The sequence below is a fragment of the Limosilactobacillus reuteri subsp. simiae genome, assembly GCF_020784875.1.
GTDB classification, from domain to species: Bacteria; Bacillota; Bacilli; order Lactobacillales; family Lactobacillaceae; genus Limosilactobacillus; species Limosilactobacillus reuteri_H.
This window is the reverse complement of sequence record NZ_JAJGUI010000079.1, coordinates 1-237: the sequence shown is the minus strand read 5'-3', so window position 1 is coordinate 237 and position 237 is coordinate 1. Positions and strand designations below refer to the sequence as shown.

The window sequence follows — 237 nt, the reverse complement described above, 5'->3', positions numbered from 1 at the left end:
CAAGCAAGCTTGTTGGTTTGGGCTCTTCCCTTTTCGCTCGCCGCTACTCAGGGAATCGATGTTTCTTTCTCTTCCTGCAGCTACTAAGATGTTTCAGTTCACTGCGTCTACCTCTTGCCAGCTATGTATTCACTAGTCAAGTAATCAGCGACTAAGCTGATTGGGTTGCCCCATTCGGAAATCTCCGGATCAAAGCGTACTTACCGCTCCCCGAAGCATATCGGTGTTAGTCCCGTC

The 237-nt window shown here is 49.4% G+C and carries 1 rRNA gene; it reads right to left on the bottom strand.

Annotated features, from left to right (window positions below):
• Window positions 1-237: ribosomal RNA gene (locus tag LMC10_RS02090) — 23S ribosomal RNA — on the bottom strand; the annotation flags it as partial.